General features: G+C 46.3%; 21 protein-coding genes and 1 other annotated feature. Of the genes, 2 read left to right on the top strand and 19 right to left on the bottom strand.

Annotation, left to right across the window (positions count from 1 at the left end; all coding sequences use genetic code 11):
* Position 1: 1 nt before the first annotated feature.
* The 15 genes from BLS15_RS05465 to BLS15_RS05395 all read right to left on the bottom strand — a co-directional run bounded on the left by BLS15_RS05465 (position 2) and on the right by BLS15_RS05395 (position 13541).
* A complete protein-coding gene (locus BLS15_RS05465; RefSeq protein ID WP_021252900.1) occupies positions 2–1036 on the bottom strand; it encodes an NAD(P)H-dependent glycerol-3-phosphate dehydrogenase in 1035 nt (344 codons plus the stop codon).
* Complete coding sequence (gene plsY / locus BLS15_RS05460; RefSeq protein WP_021252901.1) at positions 1026–1640, bottom strand: glycerol-3-phosphate 1-O-acyltransferase PlsY; 615 nt, start codon at positions 1638–1640, stop codon at positions 1026–1028. Before plsY ends, BLS15_RS05465 begins: the two co-directional genes overlap by 11 nt.
* A gap of 12 nt (positions 1641–1652) precedes the next feature.
* Positions 1653–2975 carry a ribosome biogenesis GTPase Der gene (gene der, locus BLS15_RS05455; RefSeq protein WP_021252902.1) on the bottom strand — a complete coding sequence of 441 codons (1323 nt, stop codon included), beginning with the start codon at positions 2973–2975 and terminating at the stop codon, positions 1653–1655.
* Between the two features lie 110 nt (positions 2976–3085).
* A complete protein-coding gene (locus tag BLS15_RS05450) occupies positions 3086–3691 on the bottom strand; it encodes a hypothetical protein (protein WP_021252903.1) in 606 nt (201 codons plus the stop codon).
* A gap of 104 nt (positions 3692–3795) precedes the next feature.
* Positions 3796–5013, bottom strand: coding sequence for a 30S ribosomal protein S1 (gene rpsA, locus BLS15_RS05445; RefSeq protein ID WP_021252904.1), 1218 nt, complete (start codon positions 5011–5013; stop codon positions 3796–3798).
* A gap of 142 nt (positions 5014–5155) precedes the next feature.
* A complete protein-coding gene (locus BLS15_RS05440; RefSeq protein ID WP_021252905.1) occupies positions 5156–5743 on the bottom strand; it encodes a lysophospholipid acyltransferase family protein in 588 nt (195 codons plus the stop codon).
* Between the two features lie 12 nt (positions 5744–5755).
* Entirely contained in the window at positions 5756–6448 is a 693-nt protein-coding gene (cmk, locus tag BLS15_RS05435; RefSeq protein ID WP_021252906.1) for a (d)CMP kinase, read from the bottom strand.
* Positions 6449–6921: 473 nt separating this feature from the next.
* Complete coding sequence (locus tag BLS15_RS05430; protein WP_021252907.1) at positions 6922–7566, bottom strand: flagellar brake protein; 645 nt, start codon at positions 7564–7566, stop codon at positions 6922–6924.
* A gap of 101 nt (positions 7567–7667) precedes the next feature.
* Positions 7668–9008 (bottom strand): germination protein YpeB, encoded by a 1341-nt coding sequence (gene ypeB / locus BLS15_RS05425; protein WP_021252908.1) that lies wholly within the window; start codon positions 9006–9008, stop codon positions 7668–7670.
* A 336-nt stretch (positions 9009–9344) separates the two neighbouring features.
* A complete protein-coding gene (gene prsW / locus BLS15_RS05420; protein WP_051249867.1) occupies positions 9345–10070 on the bottom strand; it encodes a glutamic-type intramembrane protease PrsW in 726 nt (241 codons plus the stop codon).
* A 328-nt stretch (positions 10071–10398) separates the two neighbouring features.
* A complete protein-coding gene (locus BLS15_RS05415) occupies positions 10399–11019 on the bottom strand; it encodes a genetic competence negative regulator (RefSeq protein WP_021252911.1) in 621 nt (206 codons plus the stop codon).
* Between the two features lie 205 nt (positions 11020–11224).
* A complete protein-coding gene (locus tag BLS15_RS05410) occupies positions 11225–11677 on the bottom strand; it encodes a hypothetical protein (protein ID WP_021252912.1) in 453 nt (150 codons plus the stop codon).
* Positions 11678–11751: 74 nt separating this feature from the next.
* Positions 11752–12582: a metallophosphoesterase gene (locus BLS15_RS05405; protein WP_021252913.1), complete on the bottom strand. Its 831-nt coding sequence runs from the start codon at positions 12580–12582 to the stop codon at positions 11752–11754.
* 3 nt (positions 12583–12585) lie between these two features.
* On the bottom strand, positions 12586–12951 hold the full coding sequence (locus BLS15_RS05400) for a hypothetical protein (protein WP_021252914.1): 366 nt from the start codon (positions 12949–12951) through the stop codon (positions 12586–12588).
* Positions 12948–13541 (bottom strand): type II CAAX endopeptidase family protein, encoded by a 594-nt coding sequence (locus BLS15_RS05395; RefSeq protein ID WP_028533103.1) that lies wholly within the window; start codon positions 13539–13541, stop codon positions 12948–12950. The genes BLS15_RS05400 and BLS15_RS05395 overlap by 4 nt, the downstream gene beginning before the upstream one ends.
* A 173-nt stretch (positions 13542–13714) precedes the next feature.
* On the opposite strand from BLS15_RS05395, the gene BLS15_RS05390 reads away from it, so the two are divergent.
* Positions 13715–14290 (top strand): tetratricopeptide repeat protein, encoded by a 576-nt coding sequence (locus tag BLS15_RS05390; RefSeq protein WP_021252916.1) that lies wholly within the window; start codon positions 13715–13717, stop codon positions 14288–14290.
* A 92-nt stretch (positions 14291–14382) separates the two neighbouring features.
* Positions 14383–14624 (top strand) — a binding site (T-box leader).
* A gap of 132 nt (positions 14625–14756) precedes the next feature.
* On the top strand, positions 14757–16343 hold the full coding sequence (gene serA, locus BLS15_RS05385) for a phosphoglycerate dehydrogenase (RefSeq protein ID WP_021252917.1): 1587 nt from the start codon (positions 14757–14759) through the stop codon (positions 16341–16343).
* Between the two features lie 160 nt (positions 16344–16503).
* Here the strand turns inward: serA and BLS15_RS05380 are convergent, their stop codons facing one another.
* From BLS15_RS05380 to BLS15_RS05365, 4 genes are all read right to left on the bottom strand, one after another.
* Positions 16504–17928 (bottom strand): sensor histidine kinase, encoded by a 1425-nt coding sequence (locus BLS15_RS05380; RefSeq protein WP_021252918.1) that lies wholly within the window; start codon positions 17926–17928, stop codon positions 16504–16506.
* A 1-nt stretch (position 17929) separates the two neighbouring features.
* Positions 17930–18646, bottom strand: a complete 717-nt coding sequence (locus BLS15_RS05375; RefSeq protein WP_021259234.1) for a response regulator transcription factor — start codon at positions 18644–18646, stop codon at positions 17930–17932.
* Between the two features lie 228 nt (positions 18647–18874).
* Positions 18875–20134, bottom strand: a complete 1260-nt coding sequence (ccsA, locus tag BLS15_RS05370; protein WP_021252919.1) for a cytochrome c biogenesis protein CcsA — start codon at positions 20132–20134, stop codon at positions 18875–18877.
* Complete coding sequence (locus tag BLS15_RS05365; RefSeq protein ID WP_021252920.1) at positions 20131–21813, bottom strand: cytochrome c biogenesis protein ResB; 1683 nt, start codon at positions 21811–21813, stop codon at positions 20131–20133. Before BLS15_RS05365 ends, ccsA begins: the two co-directional genes overlap by 4 nt.
* Between the last annotated feature and the right edge of the window lie 26 nt (positions 21814–21839).

Genomic DNA, 21839 nt, shown 5'->3' with positions numbered 1-21839 from the left:
TCTAGGATGACCAATCCGATGTGGCCACTTCTTCAATTTCGTTCTTGCGAACTCGCCCCATTAAGCATTCAACTGCTGTCTTTGGATCACGAGATTCGAATAATACTCGATATAACTGCTCTGTAATCGGCATTTGGACGTCATATCGGTCAGCCAAGAAATGAGCCGCCTTCGTTGTACGGATACCTTCAACGACCATCCCCATATGAGCCAACACCTCATCAACCGCCATACCTTGACCTATCAGCGAGCCAGCTCTCCAGTTCCGGCTATGTCTGCTCGTACAAGTTACAACTAGATCGCCAACGCCCGCAAGGCCAGCAAATGTCATCGCATTCGCTCCCATCACAACTCCGAGCCGAGCAATCTCAGCCAAGCCGCGTGTTAACAAAGCAGCCTTGCCATTATCCCCGAACTCCAGTCCATCGGATAAGCCTGCGCCTAATGCAATTATATTTTTGAGCGCTCCTGCAAGTTCCACACCAATCACATCTGGGTTGGTATAGACACGAAAGAAGGATTCGTTCATAAATAAATCCTGTGCTTGTTCAGCAGCCTTCGTACTGGTTGATGCAACGACTACCGTTGTTGGACATTGCTTCACAACCTCTTCGGCATGGCTCGGACCTGACAGCACAGCTATTCGATCTGAGCTGCATCCAAGCTCCTCTACAAGCACCTCTGACATGCGCTTTAACGTTTCGGTTTCAAATCCCTTCGTCGCATGTACGACAACCATCTCGTCCGTCAAATACGGCTTCATCATTCCCGCAACTTGGCGCATCGCAGCAGATGGTGCTACAACAACGCAAGCCTTCGCACCGCTCATAGCCTCTTCGACGGAATTGGTTGCCCGAATGCCGGGATGCAAGGTAACGTTCGGCAGATATTTCCCGTTCGTATGCACCGTATTGATCTCTTCTGCCTGCTGTTCATTTCTCGTCCATAGATACACATCGTGTCCATTATGGGCGAGAACCTCGCTTAGGGCAGTCCCCCAGCTTCCGGCTACGAATACAGCAACTTTAACGGACACGGGACATGCCCCCTTTGCTCGCGCCAAGCCGGTTCTCAGTCCCTTGAACCAGCTTAACGATATTGCTCCGATGACGATAGAATGCAAATAGGCATAACAGCAAACTGCCCCAGAAAATGCTCCAATCATATTGGAATAACAAAATAAATATCGGAGTCAGTCCAGCAAAAAGCAATGATCCTAACGAAACATAACGTTTCCAAGCAATTGAAGCAATCGCGATAATGCCAGCACATAGGGCTGGCCAAAAAGCTAGAACGGCCAGCACCCCAATTGTGGTAGCAATCCCCTTCCCCCCGCGGAAGCGAAAATAAACGGGCCAGTTATGACCAACGATGGCGGCAATCCCGCTTAGCACCATGACCCATGTGTAATCCGATAGCAAATAACCCATAAGAACGGCTACCATTCCTTTGGCCGCATCAAGCAGGAGAACCCCAGCCGCTGGCCCTTTGCCTAATACGCGCAACGTATTGGTCGCGCCCGCATTACCGCTCCCGTGTTGACGGATATCAATACCACGAAGCCACTTTCCAATCAGAAGACTAAAGCTGACTGAACCGAGAAGGTAACTCGCTACAATTGCGATAATAGATAGCGTCAATTCCGCTCGCTCCTAACTTTCGTCGGATTTCCGGCGTGTGAATATCCGGATCGGTGTCCCTTCAAAGTCGAACGCTGCACGGATACGATTATCTAAATATCGCTCATAGGAGAAGTGCATCAGTTCAGGATCATTAACAAATACGACAATCGTTGGCGGTTTAACCGCAACTTGCGTCGCATAATTGATTCTGAGACGTCTTCCCTTATCCGTTGGCGGCGGATTATAGGCGACTGCATCAGTTACAACGTCATTTAACAAATGTGTTGGAATGCGTTTGGCATGCTGCTGAGCAACATGCTGTACGACAGGAAGCAGTTTATGTAAACGCTGCTTAGTCTTCGCAGACAAGAACACAATCGGTGCGTACGTCATGAATAAGAAATGGTCGCGAATCTTGGTTTCGAATTGCTGCATAGTCTTATCATCTTTATTAACGATATCCCATTTATTGACGACGAACAGCACCGCCTTGCCTGCCTCATGCGCATAGCCTGCAATATGCTTGTCTTGTTCAATAATGCCTTCTTCACCATTAATGACGACGAGTACGACGTCTGCTCGCTCGATTGCCTTCATCGAACGCATGACACTGTACTTTTCAGTCGTCTCATATACTTTGCCACGCTTGCGCATACCCGCCGTATCGATGAGCACGAACCTCTGATCGTCCTTCTCGAACGGTGTATCGATTGCATCGCGTGTTGTTCCTGCTACATCGCTGACGATAACGCGCTCTTCGCCGAGTATTGCGTTAACCAGAGAAGACTTACCTACGTTCGGTCGGCCGATCAAGGCTACCTTAATGACATCTTCATCATATTCTTCATCCGATAAATCCGGGAGATTATTTACGACTTCATCCAGCAAATCACCAATCCCTGTACCGTGAGATCCTGAAATCGGAACTGGATCCCCAAAGCCAAGGCTGTAGAATTCATAAATGTCATCCATACGACTCATGTTGTCGACTTTATTTACCGCTAGAACAATCGGCTTGCCTGAGCGGAATAACATCTGTGCCACTTCTTCATCCGCTTGCGTTACGCCGGACTTCGCTTCGCACATAAATACAATTACATCTGCTTCCTCTATCGCAAGCTCCGCTTGCACGCGGATGGAACGCAGCATTTCATCTTCACCATAAACTTCGATTCCGCCTGTGTCGATAATATTGAACGGCTTGCCAATCCACTCTCCCGTTCCGTATATACGGTCACGAGTTACACCAGGCTTGTCCTCCACTATAGCCAATCGGTCGCCGATGATTCGGTTGAAAATGGTGGACTTGCCGACATTCGGCCGCCCGACAATGGCAACAATGGGTTTTGCCATGCAGTTCACTCCTTCATATTTTGCAACTATACACGTACATCATCATATCAAAAAAAGCGGGTCTTGGCTAACGTAAATGGTTGAAATACTCGAAGAAAGCGCATTTCCCACTATTGTTCGGAGCCAAGAAGCCCTTTCAAAAACCGTTCTTTCATCCACACCATCATAATTGACATCAAACGTACAAGCAGAAACGACAGCCACCATACATCCTGAACTTGCCCTTCTCCAGCAGTAATTAACGTATGCAGACGCAGATGGATGAGAACTTCTCCTAAGGTTAACCCAAGTGTCAAGATGATCCATTGCAGCTGCCAATTCGTTGTAAACAACAGAATATAGCACGAGAAGATGCCTGCTATCAGCCAAATGTTTGTTTGAGAATTCGACATTTGCATGGAAAATCGGCTTAATAGCTCAAGCCACATCCAAATTGCAGCTAGCATGGCGACATGGCCGCATACGGTAATGAGCTTTCCACCTGACTGTTGCCCAAGGAAAAATACAGCCAACACCATCCATAGCACCCATGCGCCATTAACTTGATTGCCGTATGACAATGCTATCGTCCAATTGTGAAGAAGCAGCCAGCTAAGTCCGACAATAATCACCTGTGTCCGCGTAACAGCCGCGAATAGGGGCGTACGCCAACCGCTTGCTATCAAGATTGCAAAGCAAACCCACACCGCTACTGACAACACACCTGATGAAGTCATCGAGACCGCGCCCCCTTCCTTGTCTGATGCTATTATTTGATGCACAGTACAAAAATAAACGGCAGACTCTAAAGAGTCCGCCGTTATTTGCATTTATGAATAGATTAATTTTTGAACTTATTCAACATATCGCCAAAACGCTCAGCAAGCGTAACGCTCATTGCTTGGTTCGTAAGGGATACATTTGGATTGTTCAATTCTTCTTTTACTTTTTTCTCAGCCTTCGGTGCTGGTGCTGCAGGAGCTTCTTCTGTTTCCTTGATGCTGAGGCTTACACGCTTATCAGCAGGGTTGAAATCAAGCACTTTCACTTGTACAGATTGGCCTTGCTTCAATACTTCGTAAGGTGTAGCAACGTGACGATGAGCGATTTGGGAAACGTGAACCAAACCTTCCACACCAGGAGCCACTTCAACGAATGCACCGAAATCAACCAAACGCTTCACTTCACCTGTCAGAATATCGCCTGTCTTGATGTTGTCGCCCGCTTGTTCCCAAGGGCCTGGTTGAGTTGCTTTCATGCTCAGGCTGATTTTTCCGTTGGCAGGATCAACCTTCAGTACTTTGACTTTTACCTTTTGACCTTCGGATACAACATCAGAAGGCTTCTCAACATGGCTCCATGCCAATTCAGACACGTGAACAAGTCCATCAACACCGCCAACATCAACGAATGCACCAAATTGAGTCAAGCGTTGAACTGTTCCTTCGAGCTCTTGGCCTTCAGTCAAGCCTTCCATAACGCGAATTTTATTAGCTTCAAATTCCGCTTCCAATACATCCTTTTGGGAGAGGATAAGCTTGTTGTTCTCGCGGTCAATTTCTTTTACTTTCACGCGGAGCGTACGACCTTTGTATTCGCTGAAATCTTCAACGAAATGACGTTCAACCATGGATGCAGGGATGAATGCACGAACGCCAACATCAGCTACAACGCCGCCTTTTACAACATCAGCGACTGTTACTTCGAACACATCCTGTGCTTCAAAGTGCTTCTGCATGTCGTCCCAAGCCTGTTCGCTGTCAACTTGACGCTTGGACAGAACAAGACGTTCCTTTTCATCGTCAATGCTAACAACCTTGCATTCAACTTCTTGGCCCACTTCAACCACATCTGCAGCATTGTCAACCGATACCGCAGTTAGCTCGCGCACAGGAATGATGCCATCGTATTTATAGCCAATGCTTACTACTGCTTGATTGTCATCGATTTTGACGATTGTGCCTTTTACGGTGTCACCTTTCTTCAAGGAAACGATGTTCTCCAACGCTTCTTGGCTTGCCGTTTCGGCAGTTTCGTTAACTTTTGTTTCTTCAGACATGTGAAATACCTCCTCGATTGAACCCCATTTATTCAAAACCCGCTCCACGAATGAAGCAGAGTTCCTTACCAACTATTGGTCACTGCATACCAGAAAAATAATACCTGTAGTATCATACCATCGAAGCAAAAACATGCATGAATTACGAAGCAGCCGTTTCCTCGAGTATAATGCGATGGATATGCTCCATAATGCGTTCAGTCGCTAGCTCGAGTGCACCGCTTCCATGCTCCAATAAGTCAGACATGTCAATCGGCGGGCCATATACGACCTTCGTCTTGCGGAACAGCTTATATTCCCCAATTACGGCAACAGGAACAACAGCAGCCCCGCTCTTCAAAGCAATCATCGCTGCACCTTTCTTCGCTGCGACAGCACCATCTGTATTGCGTGTGCCTTCAGGGAAGATCCCCATGATGTCTCCGTCGCGAAGCAGGTTAAAAGCAGTTCGAATGGTTTCTTTGCCCACTCCGCCGCGCTTAACCGGAAAGGCTCCAAGACCGTTTATAATCTTACCCAACACGGGGACGTCGAATAGTTCAGCCTTCGCCATAAAACGAACCTTACGATCCAACATAATCCCGATTGCTGGAGGGTCTAATAAGCTTATATGATTGGAGCAGAGGACTACACCGCCCTCTTTAGGAACGTAATCCTTCCTCTTCGCTTCAAGTCGGAACAAGAACCGGTATAATACTCGAAGCAATGCTCTTGCAAACGTATAGAACATAATTGTTACAGCTCACCAACTCTTTTGTAAATTAGCACGCTCAACGATCGTCGAAACAACATCAGCAATTGCCATTCCTGTCGTATCAAGCAGAACGGCATCTTCAGCTTGACGAAGTGGGGACACCTCACGTGTCTCATCCTGACGATCCCGATCCGCAATCTCTTGGATAAATGTCTCAAGAGAAGCGTTCTCCTTGTCCTTCCATTCTGCATAACGTCTGCGGGCTCGTTCCTCCACAGAGGCTGTGATGAACCACTTCAATTCTGCATCAGGAAGTACATGTGTACCGATGTCTCGTCCATCCATAACGACACCTTTACGTGTTGCCATTTGACGCTGCATATGTACTAACTGCTCACGAACGACTTGGGATTTGGCATAATCAGATGCCAAGCGGCTGATCTCAGACGTACGAATTGCATCCGTAACATCTTCACCATTCAAAATAACAAATTGCCGCTCGCCTTCCGGCTTCAGTTCCAAGGTGACTCGTTTCATCTCTTCAGAGAGCGCTGCTGCCTCATCGGGTTGAATGCCGGCTCGTGACATGTGAAGAGATATCGCCCGGTACATCGCACCGGTATCTATGTATACATACCCAAGCTCTTGCGCAACTAGGCGTGCAACCGTACTCTTACCAGCTCCCGCAGGCCCGTCGATGGCAATATTTATGTGATGTCTGCTGTGATCTGACTGTGTCAACGGGGCTGACTCCCTTCGTAGAAAAACATTTCATGCACCATTCAAGAAAAAAGCAGGCGTTGCCTGCGACGTGAAAATTATACCACACATAGAATAGGGATGCAAAAAGGGAATCGCAGTCACCTCTTCTGCAAGCCTCTATCGAATGATAGATTCTCTTCCTCAAAAGGAGGATGAAAAGGAACACCTTCTAGCCTATCCACAGGCGACACCCACGGTCGAAACGCACCAACAAGCAGTAAGGATTGGGCGGCTACAACACAGAGTACGAACCATAATAACGAGCGAACTAGCCATTTCGATAATAAGCTACATAGCTCTGGATGTGTGATATGTTTTGTATAAGTGCTCCATGCTATTTTACGGTTTGGTTTCTTCTTCAATCGACTGTGCATAAGAAGCCACCCCTTCGTTTTGGAAGTAGTATGGCAACCCTGCAATCAAGCTATGCACAGTTTCAACACATATGTATGTTATTTCCGTAAATCCAACTGCCGTTCAAAACAATAACGAATCAGTTTCTGCTGTTCTACATTCGCAATCTGGTCAAACTTAAGCATGATTAACTGGCGCTCATCATTGAGAGGCTGAACACGAACAATCTGCCCAGTAAAGAAAACATGCTCGATAGCACCGCTTCGGAACGGTACTGCAACCCAGCTTTGGATGATTTGTGATTCGCGCAGCCCCCATTTGGACTCGGTAACAAAGGAGAGGCCACCACCGCTAATATCCTCAGTCAATGCTAGAAATTTCACACCATCCAACGTACTGATCGCCATCTCCAACGACGCTTGTACACGCAAATAGTTGCGTCTCTGCATTCGTGATACCCAATGGGGCTCAGGCTTCCGAATTGACATCATTGGAATGGTTTCATTGCGCCTGCCCATTACCTGTGTACGAAAATGCCACTTTACCCCATCTGATTGCGAGAAGTAGACATTCAGCTCCTCTCCATTGGAGAACAAGCCGTATTTACCCGTCTGTTCCGACAGCGGGATTTCCATCCAGATCAGCTGTTCATTTATCTCCGTTACTCTCGCCTTATAGGCAAACCCGTCCACTTCTTCCCGAACTGGCTGCACGTACAAGGTGTCACTGACATTCGGTAACATATGCTTCCCCTCCATGAAGATTATACCATGATACCAATATGCCAAAAAGAAAAAGGTTCCAATTCCCTTGCTAGGAATTGGAACCTTTATTTAGACTTCATTTATGATTTGAGAAGCTTCATCTCTTCAATCTGTTCTTCTGTTCCATTGTCGGCATTAATGTACACTCGGTAAGCACCGCCATTAATTTTGCCTCCGAACTCATAACAGAGCACTTCTTCAGACAGATCATTTTTAATAAGCGACATGCGGTCATACATAACGTCCATGTCAGGATTCAGCATTGCTTGCGCCTCTTTTTTGCCCAACTTGGGCTTGCCAACCTTGCGCTCCTTGCCTTCATAGACGAAATCAGCTGCCTGCAGCCCGGTAACTTCGCCATTATCCAATGCTACGCGAGCTGTCACCTGCTGCGGATATAGATATACGCCATCAGCAACCGGAACTAGTGTAAGACTGCCTGTATTATTGTACTCATCATAACGAACTGCAGCCATGTCAGGATAGTCATTCTTCTTCAGGAATCGCTTCGCTGACTCTTCGGCTTGCGCCATCGTCAACTTTTTCTTGCCAACGGGACGCGTGTCCATATATGACATCAGAAAGCCTTGTTTCGTGTAGTCCATCGTGAGTGCACTTCCATCGTTCTTATATTTCGTGAAGACGGTATACGACTCATATTCGGTACCTTTGCCATTCTTTCTAACTTGAACGGGTTCATTTGGCTTCTTAATTAGGAATTTCTCTGCTTTTTCTTTAATTTGCTGCTCTGATAGTGGATTTCCCTTCAGCATCTTCACGGAGCGCTTCGTATACACGCTTGATATAGAAGGTCCCCAGTTCAGCTCTGGGTACTCGCTAACCTTTTTGTCCACCGTTTTGAAGCCGTCGATAATTGTATTATCCATCGTCTTCTTCTCGGAGGCCATCGCCGTCTCAACATCCATCCAGCGCAAACTTTGACTGATGACTTTATTCTGAACCTGCTGCAAGTCTTGTGAGATTTGAGCAGCATTCTGGTGCAGTGTCTTCAGAATTTTCACCTCATCATCACTAAGAGGCTGCTTCGTCATATCTCTTACAGCAGCTCGATATGAGAAGTTTGAGATCCGTGATAAGAAGTCTTCTGTCTTGTTAAATGGCAGCAGCGTCAACGGCAGCTGATTAATTTCATTTTGCGCCTGGCTTGTAATTCTCCATACATTCACAAGGCCTTTGCGGTGCATCGCTTGCGATTTGGAGTTAACTGCAAGTGTTTGTCCCAGTTCAGAATGCAGTTTATCAACATGATACGTCAAATCATGAAAGGCACGCTGATATTGGTTCTCTGCCTTAATCAATATAGAGTTCTTCTCTTGATGCTCTTGATATCCCCATACAATCGCCCCAATAAATAAGAGCGCAAAAATCGGAAACATCACTGCACTTAATCGTTTATACATGGTACAAACGTCTCCCTTCACAGCTACTTATACATCATAGTGATGTTAGTTTGCTGGATATCAGGGAGGTTTATGCATCGATTCCCATTATTGCACTCTTATTACGATACTTATATTGGCTCTTCATCAATATGAAACGCATCTCGATTATCACAGATGCATTGTTTGAAGCCCGTTTCAATTCGACCCTTTTCCCGTTTGCCACGTAGAATGAATTTTTCGCCGCAGCATTGGCAGCGAATGGTTACCTTCACCCTCACATGAGCCCTCCTTGCTACCATGTACTGCGCCCGTTCGTGCGGTGCACAACTTGAGCATGTACATATAGCATTCCCATTATTGCTCCATATTAACCTCATCTTCCGGATTCATTAATCGGAGCGGAGATCGGGCATTGGCACGACGTACTTTCCCCATGCCGTAATACCAGAGAAACAGCATCAGCGGCACGATGAACCACAGCCAGTAACGGGTGGACATCATTAGGATAAGATCATACACTCCATGCCAGAACAACGGTAATCCAATCGAGTACATTAAATATTTACGTGAACGACCGCCAAGGAATTTTGCCTTTCCCATGTAATAGCCCATGATAACACCAAATAAGGCATGCCCGGATACAGGCAGCAAGGCACGCATGAGCATTTGAGAGAATGACGTCTGATTAAGCCATGCGTACATGACATTCTCTATGGTAGCAAATCCGAGCGACACCGCAACTGCATACAGAATCCCATCATAGTGTTCATCGAACTCTACATGATTGTAGATCATGTGGTACAGCACGAACCATTTGACAAATTCCTCTACACCCGACGAGATTAGAAAAGAATACACATACGGATTGTTTCCCCACCACAACACAAGGCCATGTTGAATAATCATGATTGGGAATACAATAAGAAACCCGAGTAGAAAGACACGAATGACCATATGAATCGGTTCATAGTCATATCGATCCTTCAAGTAGAAATACGCCAGCAATGCAATTCCTGGAGCGATTGCTGCTGTAAGCAAAGGCAATATAGGCGTCGAAGCTTCACCAGATTGTGCCGCCATCTGAGAAGTGTCTGCGACTAGCATGCCGATAGCAGTTAGCAAAGTCACCTTCACATCCTCCTTTGGCGGCTATACATAAAAATAATGATCATTTGGATAACAGTAAGTATACCATACGTTTGCAATGTACGCTTACCCTGTCGAATGCTAGGGAATAATGATGGTTTCAAATGAAGATATCGAAAAGGGCAGTGTCCAAATCATTGGAAAATGCATATATTGGTTGACGTAGCCATCTGCTGGAAAAACACGAAACAGGGAGCCCGAATTTTTCACTTGCCATGAAAAATCTCAAGCCCCCCTGTTCACGGACGCATATTAAACTGTCCTACGCGCGACGCGGACTGAAATGTGTACAAGTAACGTCGATGGCATCCTCTGCAATGATACACTTCCCATACTCCTCCAGAACAGCTGTCGTCACTGACGCCGCTTCTCCATACTCAGCCATGATTGCAATGAAGGCTTGCAATCGCTGAGGATCCGTATTTGCCGGCTCCGCATGGAAAATCCACTGTCCATTATATTGGTAGAGCGCACCTGGTACGGTAAAATTGCCATGAACCGTATGTGCCGCCTCGATGAAGTCTTCAAAATCTCGAAATGCGAATACGATCGTATCGCTCTCCTCAAGCGTTACTTCCATTTCATATACATCATCCAACTCGTCATCCTCAATGCCGTCACCATGACCTGAAGCATGGTTCCACTGCGTTCGCGTTACGATAACTACCATACCTTGTGCAGGCATTGCGAATACTTCTACGGCTAATGGTCCCGTCGCATCAAATCCGAGTTCGGTATACGCCTGATCCATCATTTCCGCGAACAGTTCCTGCAGCTTAGACATTTCCCGCCACAGATCGTCGCGTTTGATCCCGCGCTCAGACAAATCGTCGAACGTAAGGAAAATTCGAATCTTGTCTTGACTGATACGTTCGATCTTCATGACAGGACCCTCCTTTGCAACTTCGGTTATAACAGATTATGAAGCAACATATAATATGTGCTGAAAATGGTTCTATGTAATTCATGTTATCATTTCTTGTATGGATTTGCACTACATAAAATAGTTGTCAGAGAGTAAATGTACCAAACATTGAAGAAGCTGCCGAAGAAATTCGGCAGCTTCTAAGATAAAATTTCCTCAGCTATCAGTGAGTGGACTGTTGTTCTTCGAACGGCTTGCTGCGTGGAGCAGCTTGCGTTTTGGAAACGCTAGATACTGTTGTAGTAGACGTTTCTGTTTTCACAGCTGACAAATCGGATGGCGTCGGAGCCAACCCATTTTCACGCAAAATCGCATCCACCTTGCGCTTCACTTCTGGATCCCGCTCAATCAGTTCCTTGACGCGATCCAAGCTGAATGAGTCCGACTTAGATGCCTCTTTGGACAACTTCTTCATGTCAAGCAAGGAAGCAATATCCGGCATATTTGACGTCGTCACATCCATAACCTTATCCTTCGCTTTGCCAACCACATCCTGGACAACATTGCCTGCAACATGCAATTTGGATTGCAAATTAGCCAGCGAACGTCTGTCAGCCAAGTACATACCAGCCAGAATGCCAATGGCTGCACCAGAAATGAACGATGTCACTTTCACTGTTGTTCCCTCCTTCAATTCGTTAGGATCAATTGTAGTGTGAGCGCAACTGTATCGAACCATCCGGTAAAAAATCAGGAAATCTGGCCATCAATGCCCGAACGAAGCGTAATAAAATGTGCCTCAGGCTTACATAATAAACGAAAAGGAACATGCGAGGTGCCGAACCCCTTCGTGATAAACAATGTTGTAGAACCTTGTCCAAGAAAATTATGCCAGCCACATAGATATTTGCGGTAAAACTTAGAGGTGCGAAGCGGCCCGTATCCAGGCAGGTAAATTTGCCCTCCGTGCGTATGTCCTGACAATACGAGATCAATCCCTTGCAGCTCAGCCTTGCGCAAGGACAGCGGATCATGTGTTAGAACAATGGTACAGCTAGGCTCTTGTTCTGGCTCACTCATAGCAAGCTTCACATTCGTTCGCTTCGAGCTATAGTCATCCCAACCAACAAGCCATATAAATTGACCATTCTGCTCCAACCGCATTGCTTCATTGTCCAGCACCTTAACACCTAGCTGATTCAGCTTATCATCTAACTCCCGAACATCGGCCTTATAATCATGATTGCCATGTACAGCCGTCACAGGCCCTAATTGGCGCAGCTTCGCTATATTCTCCACACTGGATTCCAGATGAGCACCTTGATCAGTCATATCCCCACCGACAAGAAACAAAGAAGCCTGTTGATGACCCAAAATCTGCTCAATATGTCTGTCAGTCAATTGCCTTCGATGAAAGTCACTTATAAAAAACAAGCGGACCCCGTCGAATGTCGACGGCAACCGCTTCAGCACCACTTCTTCTTCTGTAATTGTAAACCCCCGTGCTTCCCATAACATATAAACAACAAGCACTCCGGCTGCTGCCAGCAAGCTTGCAATGACAGTAAAAGCAACCATCATCGATTACCCCTCCAGCCCCAGCTTATGACGACCCCAAAATAGTAGTCCAATTAACAATCCTACAAATAATAAAAATAGAAAATTATAAAACCATTTTGTCAGTCTAACATAACTCGACGGAAATAACTTCTTGCGTGACGGCAATGAACGATCATCCATATCTTCATCTGATGCGGAGATATTCTCTGCAAGATGAAGCAGCTGTTCTTCCGATATCGCATGGTTGCTGTCTTGTTGCTCCGTATGTGTGTCTTTCTTCGATGAATTTTCTCTCAATGAACGTAAAGCATCTAGTGCCGGGCTATGTAGGTCTGGCTCTTGCTTGCGAGAGAACCCTCGAAATAAAGGGTGTGGGTGATTCTCGCTCATACTTCCCTCCGAAATCGTATAATGAGTCCCATAATGAGATCAATGATAAAATGTGCTAGTATAGGAGCCCACAGGGTTCCTGTCCACTCATAAATAGTACCCAAAGCAAAGCTAATTAGAAACACCATTCCAGTTGGTAACCAATGGCGCAAATAACGTACATGGATAGCTGCGAAAATAATACTCGTCCAATATGCTCCAAATGCGTGCTGAATTGCCCCGCGAAAGAGCATTTCCTCACATACGCCAACGATAAAAGAGATAGCAATTATATGCCATATTGGACGATTGCGGAAGAGCTTTTCATTCACCCCACCGTCGTCCGTCATATCATCAGGAACAAATCTAGAAACCGCGATGTCAACAACAATAACTAGAGCAGCCAATCCCGCTCCAAGCCATAGCCATGACAGATTCGATGCCTGTGTAGTTAGCAATAAGAAAGGATTTCTGCCTTGAAGCCAAATCCACACCAAACCAAGAATCAGTGTGATTCCCTGTGTTACATACAAATTAAGAAGAAGCACCTTATCATCTAACTGTTGTATGTCTACTTGTCGAGATTTGAAATCATTCCATTTCTGTTTCATTACATCCCTGCCTAACGAGTTAGCAATCCATATTATATCCCTCAATAGATGCATCATATCAGATTGAAGATGGTTCATTCAAGTTGAGGAATCTGCAAAATCTGCGATTGTATTGCCTAATGTGGCACTGCCTTGTAAAATAAATGCACTTCACACGAGAGGAGACCGATTTTTTGCCTGTATCTATGCATTTCAATTGCACCTTCTATTTCGATGACGATCTGAGAGAGGTTCCGCACTCCCTCTCTGATATGTGTAATGCCATTGCTTATATAAAAGAACAGACCCAATCTGATCAGCAGAATCAAGAGGAATTAGGAAGACAATACGGAATGCTGGGTGTTTACAGCCGAATTGTCGGCAATTACGCGGACAGCATTACGTACTTAACTTCCGCAATCTCTATTCATTCTGCAATGAACAATGCTAAGCAGGTGTGGATCAATAAGCTCCGTCTCGCTCATACCTATCAATGGATGCGTGACTTCCACACATCGAACCGCATGTTCGACGATCTATTGGAACATGCGATTTCGAACGATCAACATTTCAATTTGCTTGACTTTCTCTATCAACATTATGGTAAAAATCTATATGACCAATACAAGTACGAATCAGCTCTCCCTTGGTTTGAAAAAGCATTAAAAATCCGAACAAAGTCCGAAAACGAAGAACTGATCCATTCTTCCCAAATCGCAATAGACGCCTGTATAAACCATATTCTTAAAGAAACCGGAAAATCATCATAATCCGTACAATTTACAAATATTCTACAGTTATGTTCGTATAAAAATCTATTGACACCCTAACATTTGCATGGTACATTAAGTAAAATTTCATGAGTCAAACGGTGAAGGAAACGAACATTCAGTGAAGCCTGCAGAGAGCCGATGGTCGGTGTGAATCGGTGGCGGATTGACTTGTTCCAGCGTTCCGGAGTTGTTGCGTCGAACCCTGATGGCAGTAGGCGTAACCGAATCGAACCCGTTAACGTTCGGCGTCTAGCATAGACGCGTAAGGCTGCTTGTGCGAATAAGCAGCGAATTAGGGTGGCACCACGAAGATGGAACTCTCGTCCCTTACTACGGTCGTAGTATGTGGACGGGAGTTTTTTGCTATATTCTGGATACATAACCAAGGCCTCATTTCAACAGCAAGATAACGGCATTGCCGTTTCTAATACAATATATAGCTATGCTCAGGAGGGAGAATTCCATGTTCAAAGTATTAGTATCAGACCCGATTAGCGATTTCGGGATTCAGAAGCTTGTTGACGCAGAGGATATTACAGTTGTGAAGCAAAAAGGGTTGTCGGAGGACGAGCTGGTTGGCATTATCGCAGATTATGATGCTCTGCTCGTTCGCAGTCAGACTCGCGTTACAGCACGCGTCATGGAAGCAGGTAAGAATCTTAAAGTTGTGGGCCGTGCGGGAGTCGGTGTAGACAACATTGATCTGCAAGCAGCCACACAGCACGGAATTATCGTAATCAATGCTCCTGATGGGAATACGATTACAACTTGTGAGCATGCTTTTGCCATGATGATGGCATTATCTCGTCATATCCCTCAGGCTTATGCAAAGACAATCAATGGAGTATGGGATCGCAAGACTTTCTTAGGTGTCGAGCTGATGAACAAGACTCTTGGTGTTCTTGGTATGGGTCGTATCGGCAGCGAGGTTGCCAAGAGAGCGAAGGCATTTGGCATGGACATCATCGGATATGATCCATTCATGACAGAAGAGCGTGCTGAAAAATTAGGGGTTAAGCTTGGCACAGTTGATGAGATTATTCGCGCAGCCGATTTCCTGACGGTTCATACACCATTGACGCCTGAGACGAAGCATATGATTGCTCGTCCACAATTCGAGGTCATGAAACGCGGTATGCGCATTATTAACTGCGCACGCGGTGGAATTATCGATGAAATGGCACTTGTCGAAGCAATCGATGAAGGCATTGTGGCAGGAGCCGCATTCGATGTATTCGAGGTTGAACCTCCACAACCGGATCACCCATTCTTGAGTCATCCGAAAATTATCGTCACACCTCACCTTGGCGCATCCACTGTTGAGGCGCAAGAGAACGTGGCTGTCGATGTTTCGGAGCAGGTGCTGCATATTCTACGCAATGAACCGTTCAAGAATGCAGTTAACATGCCGCCGGTTGCGCCGGCTGTATTGAATAAAATCCAACCTTACTTCACACTTGCGGAGAAGCTGGGGCAATTCGCTTCACAAATGACAAAGAGCCCAATTCTTGAAATCCTTGTTAACTACTCTGGTGATCTGGCTGAGGTCGATACGCAAACTATTACGAGACATATCGTGAAAGGCGTTCTCACCCAGCATTTTGGCTCAGATGTGAACATCGTCAACTCTGTTCACCTTGCCAAAACGCGCGATATTCATATTATCGTTCAGCAATCCCACGTTGCCAAAGGGTTTACAAATCTGTTGTCCGTAACTTTGAAGACGAACACAGAAGAACGACTCGTAGCTGGTACATTGTTGAACGGATATGGGGAACGTATCGTACAAATTGACAAGTACCCTGTAGACCTCTCGCCAGAAGGGCATCTGCTATTAATTTCGCATGATGATAAGCCTGGCGTAATTGGAATTGTCGGTACACTACTTGGATCAAATGGTGTTAACATCGCAACCATGCAAGTTGGTCGGAAAATTGTCGGAGGGTCTGCCATCATGGTGCTTTCCGTCGACAAAGCCATTCCAGAAGAGGTAATCGCAAAACTGAAAGAAACTACAGACATTAAAAAAGCCAAAGAAATTGTGCTGTAAACCGAACTTATCCTTCATCAGCTCGTGGAGTAGTGGAAACTGTTCCACGAGCATCAAGATTAATCGGAAAATTGTGCCCTCGTCTGACACATATTCCAATCGTCATTCTACAAAAAAAAACACCCTATTGCCGATGAACTGCGCAATAGGGTGTTTTGTGTCATATACTGGTTTGTGTTGGCTGTACGGGTAGAGCAATGGAGAATGTAGTTCCCTTCCCTAATATGCTGTCGACTCGGATATGACCCTGATGTGCTTCGATAATATTTTTGACAATCGCTAGACCTAGTCCTGTGCCGCCTGAAGGGCCGCGTTTGCGTGCCTTATCAGCCTTATAGAATCGTTCGAACACATACGGGACATCCTCTGACGGAATACCCTGACCATGATCCTCAATGTGAATCCACAACCACTCATTGTCCGTACGTTCCGTCCGAATATGAATCGGTTGTCCTTCAGAGGAGTGGCGTAGTGCATTGTCCAGCAAATTCGTCAACACTTGCTCTAACCGATCTTCATCCGCTTCAGGAAGAATTGGATCCATCGCATGAAGTTTCATTTCAATCGGTATATTACGTTCCTTCGCAAGTACTGTGAATTTACGATAGACTCGGGAAGCAAGTTCGTGAACATCCGTCTCTGCTTTGTGCATTGGCAGATGGCCCGCCTCCATGCGAGCTAGGTCGAGCAGATCCTTCACCAGCCTTCCCATACGCAAGGACTCGTCATGAATAACCTGAACAAGCTCTCTGCGTTCCTCTGGCGAAGCAGCTATATCATCCAATAATGCCTCACTATATCCTTGAAGCATGGACAGTGGCGTACGAATCTCGTGCGATACATTCGCGACGAAGTCTTTGCGCAGCTTCTCCAGCTGCACTTCTTCGGTCACATCCCGCAATACGGCTACGGCACCGCGTACGCGGCTGTCTGCATGCAGAGGCCCCATCACAACAGACCAAACCTGCTGCTTCACATGAACACGGGTCGTAACCTCCCGAGCTTCAGAAATAACGGTATGAAAAATGGGTCTTAACGGCTCTGGCACTCCGGATGCACCTGTCATATCTTCATCGATCGCCCAATCCATTCCATTCCAGCGGCTCATGACTGTTTCACCATGCGGGTTCGCGAGCAGCACCTGACCCGATGCATCAAAGGTAATAACAGCATCCGTCATACTGCGCAAAATACTCGCTAGATGCTCCTTCTCATGCTGCAAATCCAAAATGGTAGAGTTCAGTTCCTCCGCCATATGATTAAACGTCTGGGACAACTCCCCGATTTCATCAGAGGAGCGAAGTGTTACTCGTGTGGAGTAATCGCCTTGACGAATCGTATCGGCCGCTTGCTTCAGCTTACGAAGCGGTTGCGTAATCTTCGTAAATAAAAAGAACGCAAAGAAAGTTGTAAGTGAAAATCCAATAATTCCTGTATATACGAACAACTGCTTGATATCATTCGGATGCGCGAAATTGCTGTCAATGTAATGCAGCAAATACAGACCTAAAATGATAAGTACAAAAGCAACTAGACCAATAATGGTCATCCACAACTTGCCGACAATGCTTCGCCAAAATTTCACGTTATTTTGGCACCTCGAGCTTGTAGCCGACACCCCATACCGTAGTAATCATAGTAGCTGCTTCTGGCGAGACCTTATTCAACTTCTCACGCAGGCGTTTCACATGCGTATCTACAGTACGAAGGTCTCCAAAGAACTCGTAATTCCATACATCCTTCAGCAGCTCTTCTCTTGAGAACACCTTGTCCGGAGATACCGCCAAATAATGCAGCAGTTCATATTCCTTAGGCGTCAAGCTAATCTCTTGACCCCCTGCTGTCACACGATGTGCATCATGTTCAATAATGAGATGCGGGAATACAATGTTGTTGCTCGCCTTCGGATCGCTTGTCAAAAAGGCTGTAGCCGAAGATCGTCTCAGGACTGCCTTCACCCGGTAGATGACCTCGCGCGGACTGAAGGGCTTGACGACATAGTCATCTGCACCAACTTCGAAGCCCTGCACTCGGTTAATCTCTTCCCCCTTGGCTGTCAGCATTATGACTGGCGTCGCCTTCACTTGTCTTAAGCGCGTGCATACTTCTACACCGTCGATGCCTGGTAGCATCAAGTCAAGAAGAATAAGGTCATACTCTTCACTTACAGCCATTCGCAGCGCTGCTTCTCCATCTTCCGCCTCTTCAATTTCAAAACCTTCTTTTTCAAGGTACATTTTCAACAGTCGGCGTATCCGCTCTTCATCATCGACGATCAAGATTCGATTCACTTGCTCGGACATGTATGACTCCCCTTTCACCATAAAAGAAAACCTCAAGCGAAGCCAAGTGCGGCTGCAATTGATGAGGTTGGTAGCTCTAGCTGTAATATAAGCAGGCAACTCGCAGGATGCTCCTCTCGTCGTCGCCTTGATACTTGGCTCTATTATAGCAAAAATGTGAACGACTGGGGTACTCCTTGTTCGTAATCCCAGTCGTTTCATCTTTTTTCCATTTGTTAACCTTTATTTTTATACCCCTGAGTAGGAATGCAGGCCTGATATCACCAAGTTCACCCCAACAAGTGTGAACATGACGATGATAAATCCAATTACCGACATCCAAGAAGACTTAGTTCCCTGCCAGCTGCGTGCTAGACGCAAGTGCAGGTAAGCGCTGTATGCAAGCCAAGTCACAAGCGCCCATACTTCCTTCGGATCCCAGCCCCAAAATCTTGACCATGCAACCTGAGCCCAGATCATTGCAAAGATAAGTGCGCCTAACGTAAAGATCGGGAATCCTATCGCAATTGAGCGATAGCTAATCTCATCCACAGTGTCTGGATCAATCCCATGGAATAAGGGTTGAAGGGCCTTCGCGATTGGCTTGCGCAGCAGCAAGCGAATTAATCCGTACAAGATCAGTCCCGCGATGACCGACCATACTACCGTATTCAGCTTCCGGCCCGCTTGAACTCCCTTCATCCAGCCCGGTGCTTCCATTAACGGCAGCTTCATGCCAAGGAAAGAGGGTAGTGATTGCAGGGTAGCTTCATCACTTAAATGCGGAGCCACAAGCGGCGGCATTGTATAGGTGACCATCTCCAAGCCTGTCTCGATCTCCCCTCCGGTCTTGACCGTTTCAACTTTCTGTCCTATAACCACCTCATAGCTTGCAGCACGAAAACTGTATACGACCACGATAAAGCCGATGAATACAACGATGCATCCCATTGTGAACTCAAGCCAGCGCTGTGGCTTGCGCGAACTTCCAGCATCCCAACGGACGGTACGCAATAAGTAGAGCAGTCCTGCAACGAAGGCTACCGCAAAGAAAGCATAGCTAAGTGCCGACATCGTCACATGAAGCTTCAGCCATACCGAGTTCAGTTGTGGAATAAGCGGCTGTACCTCGCTTGGAAAGACCGATGCATACGCCATCATCAAGAAGGCGAGCGGTACAGCAAGGAGCCCTAATACAGTACTTCGGTAAATAAGGTATACAACGATAAATGCACCGATAATCATCATCGACAAAAATGACATGAACTCATACATATTGCTGACAGGGATATGCCCAGCGTATGCCCAGCGCAATCCGAAATAAACGATCTGGCTAATAAATCCAAGTATCGTTACACCAAATGAAATTGCTCCCCATCTGCGTTCGAAGCGAACGGGATCGCGAGTTTTCATCTTCCGGCCAGCAACAGTCACGACGTACAAAATAAAGGAAAGACAAAACAAGAAAAACGCGATAATATATGCGTCCTGACTCCATTGCAAAGTCACGCCTTATTCCCCCCACGATCGATCGATTTGGCATCTACTTCTACGTGAACAGCTCCGAGTGCACTCGCCACCTCATTCCGAATTCCATACCAGTTCTTATTCGTATGGGCACCGAGCAGTAAGCGATTGCCGTCGATTCGAAGCCATATGCGGCGATGCTGCCAATAGAAGCCCATAACTAGACCGATCATACTGATACCAGCCCCAATCCAGATGAGCGGCAGCGCCGTCTCCTTACGCACGGTCATATAACTGATTGAATTCGTATAGATGATATCTTTCATGGATTCTAATCCGATGCGAAGATTGGGCATCGAGCCAGACCCTAAACTCTCTCTCAGCTTGGCATTAATGTCATCCTGATGAAATTGATCTTTGTCCTTAGGCAGCGCGAAATACAAGTAAGGCAAGCCTTCACTTGGGAGATTCGGCCCCTTAATCAAGAAGCTGAATGCAGGTGCGTTCGGGTTTTGCGATTTTGTTGTCAGTTCTCCGTTTTTGCCAATTGCAAAATCCAAGTATTTCCCTGTCAGTTTCAGTGAATATGAACCTGCTTGAAACTCCGTAGCCGTATTCTGCACCCGAAGTTCAAACTTGCCGTATACCTCTCCTGTGTCCACATTGCTAAGTACAGGGCTTACCGCAACGAGACGCGATTCAAAGTCGCTCTGATAGACCATGAGCCCTTCATATTCAAGCGGTGAATTCAACTGAATATTGTGCTGAGCTACCTGTTCAAGCACAGGCTTCACACGCGCATCACCACACTTGTCCACACACTTGAACAGTGTCGCCTTCGTCTCGAACAGCTTCGGTATGACACGCCCTTCCTTCACGAACTGCTCAGGCATATCTTCCTTGCCGTAATATTCAACTGTAAATTTATCATTCTGCAAATAATAGGGAGTTCCAGGTATTTCACGGGCTTCTCCTTGCGGAAAGCCGTCATAATAATCGTAATGCCAGCCTGGGATGCTGCGTGCAAGTATAGCAAGCAAGAAGAGAATAAGTCCGATATGGTTGATGTACGGCCCCCAGCGGCTGAACCGGTTCTTCTCAGCTAATAGCGCCTCATTATCCTTAATAACTCGGTAGCCTTTCTTCTTGAGTACGTTCGACATGTTATCCAGCCAAGCTTCAGCATCTTGGTTTATTGATCCTTCATAGACAATCCGCTGTCTCGAAATAAACTGGACATGCTTACGTATCTTCTGCCGATGTAATGCACGATATAACGGAAGTACACGATCAATGCTGCAAATGACCAGTGAGGCGCCGATCATGACAAGCAATGTAATGAACCACCAGGATTCGTATGTATGAGACAAGCCAAGCATATAATAGATTTGTCCCAATGTACCGTACGTGCTCTTATAATATTGTGTCGGGTCTATGCTGAGAAATGAGCTTTCCTGTGGGTAGATGGTGCCGAGTGACGCACCAATTAATGTAATGACGATAAGAATAACCGCCACTTTTACTGAGGAGTAGAAATTCCAAATGCGATCAATCCATGACGGACTTGCCTTCTGTGACTTACGCGCAACCCCGTCATAACGCATTTCCAGTACGGAATCCACCTCATCCCCTTCAAATAGCGGCTTGCCGCAGGCCTCGCACAATACAGTTCCTACTGCATTCTGATGGCCGCATTCGCACTTCGTATTCTCAAACCGCACAGCCTAGTCCTCCTTCCCTTCAAGCC

This window comes from Paenibacillus sp. cl6col, assembly GCF_900102125.1.
Lineage (GTDB): Bacteria > Bacillota > Bacilli > Paenibacillales > Paenibacillaceae > Paenibacillus_B > Paenibacillus_B suaedae.
The sequence above is the reverse complement of the archived record's forward strand: the minus strand, read 5'-3'. Positions and strand labels throughout refer to the sequence as shown.